The sequence below is a fragment of the Streptomyces sp. Isolate_45 genome, assembly GCF_024721315.2.
In the GTDB taxonomy this organism is placed as follows: Bacteria; Actinomycetota; Actinomycetes; order Streptomycetales; family Streptomycetaceae; genus Streptomyces.
This window is the reverse complement of the sequence record NZ_JANFAK020000314.1, coordinates 1-3,693: the sequence shown is the minus strand read 5'-3', so window position 1 is coordinate 3,693 and position 3,693 is coordinate 1. Positions and strand designations below refer to the sequence as shown.

Annotated in this window: 2 protein-coding genes; one reads left to right on the top strand and one right to left on the bottom strand. The window is 74.6% G+C overall.

Going from position 1 to position 3,693, the window contains the following annotated elements; genetic code table 11:
- Positions 1-145: 145 nt before the first annotated feature.
- Entirely contained in the window at positions 146-448 is a 303-nt protein-coding gene (locus NOD94_RS40590; protein WP_281211262.1) for a hypothetical protein, read from the bottom strand.
- A gap of 421 nt (positions 449-869) precedes the next feature.
- Between NOD94_RS40590 and NOD94_RS40585 the strand changes: the two genes are divergently transcribed.
- On the top strand, positions 870-3,602 hold the full coding sequence (locus NOD94_RS40585) for a DNRLRE domain-containing protein (RefSeq protein ID WP_281211261.1): 2,733 nt from the start codon (positions 870-872) through the stop codon (positions 3,600-3,602).
- Positions 3,603-3,693: the final 91 nt, after the last annotated feature.

The window sequence follows — 3,693 nt, the reverse complement described above, 5'->3', positions numbered from 1 at the left end:
GGGCGGGGGGTGGTGGGGGGGGGGGGGGGGGGGGGGGGGGGGGGGGGGGGGGCGGGGGGGGGGCGCGGCCCCCCCCCCCCCCCCCCCCCCCCCCCCCCCCCCCCCCCCCCCCCCCCCCCGCGACCGGCGGGCCGCCGGGCCCCGGCTACTCCTCGGCGGCGGCCTCCAGACAGGCCAGCTCCATGGCGTCGAGCACCGCCTCGTGGCTGCGCCGGCTCAGCTCGGCGACGTTCTCGATCTGTGCCGTCGCCCAGGCGGCCAGGGTCATCGCCAGCACCCGCAGGCCGTCGGTGCCGTGGTCGGCGAGGATCCCGTCCGCGACGATCATGGCGTCCTCCGGCACCTGCTCCGGCGGCTCCAGACCGGCGAGGCCGCGCAGCATCGTCAGGGTGCGCCGGGAGATCTCCGGAGTCATCCTCGCCAGCCGCATGTCTTCTTCTTCGTCCATCCGCCCCGCCCTTCGGTGCCATGGCCCGTCCCCCGCCTTGAGGGCACGGTAGAGGGGCGTGGCGCCGGGCGGGGCTGTTTTCGGCGGGTGACCCTGTGCGAAGGGGTGGCCCGGGATCCGCGCGGTTGACGCGTTCCGCGTCCCGCCGCCGCCCGTGGCCAGGGGGCCGGCCGCGTCCCTCGCGGGCCGGGCGAGACTTTCACAGCACGCCCCAGGTCGCCCGGGACGGGTCGTGGCCGCGGATTTTCGACCGGTTCTGCGCCTGATAGGTCAATTCTGATGACCGGACCGCCGATTCGCCCTAGGGTGCCGCCCGTACGTATGCCCGTTCGCCCGTCCACGGCCACGCGGGCGTACGGCCGTGCGCCGGGCACCCCGCGCGGCGCACGCGCAGGACCACGCACAACGAACTGGGGGGTTCATGCGCAGATCCAGAGGGCCGGCGGCCGCTCTCGCCCTGTCCCTGGCCGGTACCGGGGCGGTCGTCGGCCTCGGGTTCGCCCCGCAGGCCGCGGCCGTCACCCCACCCGTGGCCTTCACCGCCGACGCGCTGCCCACCTGGCAGCCCAACGGCGTGGTCTGGGCCCTCGCGGAGGCGGGCGGCACGGTCTTCGTCGGCGGCACCTTCTCCGCCGTGCGCCCGCCCGCGGGCGCCGGGGGCAGCGAGAAACCGGTGGTGAACTTCGCGGCGCTCGACGCCGCGACCGGAGCCCCGACGGCCTGCAACCTCTCCTTCACGGTCGGCTCGGGGACCGCCACCGTCCGCGCGCTCACCGTCTCGCCCGACAAGAAGACCTTGTACGCGGGGGGCTACTTCGGCGCCGTCAACGGCACACCGGTCTCCAGCATGGCCGCGATCGACGTGGCGACCTGCACGGTGAAGCAGTCCTTCCGGCCCGCGTTCGCGGCCACCGTACGGGCCGTCGCCGTCACCGGCGACACGGTCTACGCGGGCGGCGACTTCCTCACCGTCGCCGGCCAGTCCCGGCAGCGCTTCGCGGCCGTCGCGACCGCGGACGGGGCCCTGCGCCCCTTCACGGCCAACGCCGACGATCCGGGGCGGGCCGTCGAGGTCACCCCGGACGGCAAGAACGTCCTGCTGGGCGGGGACTTCTTCACCGTCAACGGAACGAACACGCACGCGCTGGCCGTCGTCGACGCCACGAGCGGCGCCCTCACGAAGTCCTACGCGGGCTTCATCGAGACGAACTCGGTCGTCAAGGACATCGCCACCGACGCGACCGGCTTCTACACCGCGAACGAGGGCACCGGCGGCGGTGTGTTCGACGGCCGCATCGCCCTCGACCTCGCGGGCTTCGGCCAGCGCTGGCGCGACACCTGCCTGGGCGCCACCCAGGCCGTGCTGCCGTACCAGGCCGTGCTCTACAGCGCCTCGCACGCGCACGACTGCGCCAGTGTCGGGGAGTTCCCCGACGGTCAGCGCCACCACCTGCTGGCGCAGCCGACGACCGGTGTCGGCAAGCTGGGTTGGGCCCCCGACACCAACGACGGCATCGGCGAGGGCATCGGGCCGCGCGTGATGGCGATCGGCTCCAAGGGCGGCGCGCAGTACCTGTGGGTCGGCGGTGAGTTCACCACCGTGAACGGGGCGGCGCAGCAGAGCCTGACGCGCTTCTCCTCCACCGGTGACACGGGTGCGCCGACGGTGCCCGTCGCGAGCGCCTCCGCGTTCGGGCCGGGCGGGGTCCAGGTGCGCTGGCGCACCAGCCTCGACCTGGACGACAGCGCCCTGACGTACCGGGTTTACCGCAACGGTTCCGCGACGCCGATCGCGACGGTGACCGCCGACTCGCTGTTCTTCCGTCGGCCGCAGGCCTCCTGGACGGACACCACCGCCCAGGCCGGCCAGTCGTACACCTACCGGGTGACGGCCACCGACGCGGCGGGCAACACCAGCGCCCTGTCGGCGACGGCGGGGGTGACGGTCCCGACATCGGCGGAGCCGTACCCGAGCCGGGTCCGCGCGGACGGTGCCCGGCTGTACTGGCGCTACGACGAGTCGGCCGCACCCTACGTCGCGGACTCCTCGGACGGCGGCAACCAGGCCGGCGTGCACCTGAACGGGCCGGCCCTGCGCCAGACACCGGCCGCGGTGACCGGCACGAGCACGGCGATCGGCTTCAACGGGACGAACGCCCACGTGTACGGCGACCAGCGGCAGTCGGTGGGGAGCGCCTACAGCGTCGAGACCTGGTTCAGGACGAACACCACCCGGGGCGGCAAGCTCGTCGGCTTCGGGAACCAGCAGATCAACGCCAGCAGCCAGTACGACAAGCACGTCTACATGACCAACGACGGCCGGCTGGTCTTCGGCGTGTACACGGGCGCCACCCGCACCATCACCACCCCCGGCACCTACAACGACAACCAGTGGCACCACGTCGTCGCCACCCAGGGTCCGGGCGGCATGACCCTGTACGTCGACGGCGTCCAGCGGGGCACCCTCAACGTCACCACGCACGAGAACTTCTCGGGCTTCTGGCGCGTCGGTGGTGACGGGCTCGGCGGCTGGCCGGACCGTCCCACCAGCGAGCACTGGGCGGGCCAACTGGACGAGACCGCCGTGTACCCGACCGTGCTGAGCGCGGCGCAGGTGCAGAACCATCGAGCCCTCGCCTCCGCCCCGGCGGACTCCGTCGTCCGGGTCACCGCCGCCGAGGACACGTACGCCAACGCGGGCGCCCCGGGCACCAACTACGGAGCCTCGGGCTCCCTCGCCGTCCGCGGGACCTCGGCGTACGCGAGTTACCTCCGCTTCGACCTGCCGGCCGCACCCGCGGGCACGGTGCTCAAGGCGGCCACGCTGAGCGTGAAGACCAGCACCATGGGCGGCGCGGGCACCACCGACGCGGTGTCGGTCGTTCCGGTCACCGGGTCGTGGACGGAGGGCGGGACCACGTACAACAACCGTCCGGCCCTCGGCTCCCCGGCGCTCGGCTCCTTCGCCGGGATTCCGGACGGCTCGGCCGTCCACACCACGGGGCTGAACACGGCCACCGTCGCGGGTGCGCTGGGGGGTGGCTACGCCCTGGCGCTGACCGGCGCCGGTACCGACGCGCTGTGGCTGTGGTCCTCGGAGGCGGCGGCGAACGAAGGGACGCCGCAGCTGACGCTGACGTTCGGCGCTCCGTAGCCGGACGGCCGTGACGGGAGGGGGGGGGGGGGGGGGGGGGGGGGGGGGGGGGGGGGGGGGGGGGGGGGGGGGGGGGGGGGGGGGGGGGGGG